Genomic DNA, 734 nt, shown 5'->3' with positions numbered 1-734 from the left:
GAAAAAGCGCAGACAAGAAACTAGAAAACCGCGAACGTCATCAAAAACGGTTAGGTTAAGTTTCTCCTCGGTGCTAGAATGCCCGACCTTATTTCCCCTTCCCACTTGCGGGAAGGGTCATCAAATTCACCGCCGTTGTGAAACGTTAGGAGACCGATATGTCACAAGACAACGCGAAACGCTTAAATAAATTCATCAGCGAAACGGGCTTTTGCTCGCGTCGTGCTGCCGATAAACTGATCGAAGAAGGTCGAGTGACCATTAACGGCAAACAGCCAGAAATGGGCACCAAAGTACTACCTGGTGACGACGTTTGTGTTGATGGCAAGCCTGTCGCTTCAAAAGAAAAGCCGATTTATATCGCCCTCAACAAGCCAACAGGCATCACCTGTACGACTGAGCGTGATATCCCCGGCAATATCGTCGATTTCATCGGTCACAAAAAGCGTATTTTCCCAATTGGTCGACTCGATAAACCTTCGGACGGTTTGATCTTCTTGACTAACGATGGCGACATTGTGAACAAGATTCTGCGCGCTGGTAACAACCACGAAAAAGAATACGTGGTGCGTGTCGACAAGCCGATTACGGACGAATTCCTAAAGCAGATGTCGAGTGGTGTTCGAATCCTCGCTACCGTAACGCTCCCTTGTAAAATTACGAAAGAAACCAAGTTCTCTTTCCGTATTGTTTTGACGCAAGGCCTAAACCGTCAGATCCGCCGTATGTGTGAA

Annotated in this window: 1 protein-coding gene; it reads left to right on the top strand. The window is 47.4% G+C overall.

From position 1 onward, the window contains the following. Positions 1–158: 158 nt before the first annotated feature. The coding region (locus tag R7040_RS26270; protein WP_318097550.1) for a pseudouridine synthase at positions 159–734 on the top strand (576 nt) is incomplete at its 3' end.

This window comes from Vibrio sp. 1069 (assembly GCF_033340555.1).
This window is presented reverse-complemented; position numbering and strand designations above follow the sequence as displayed.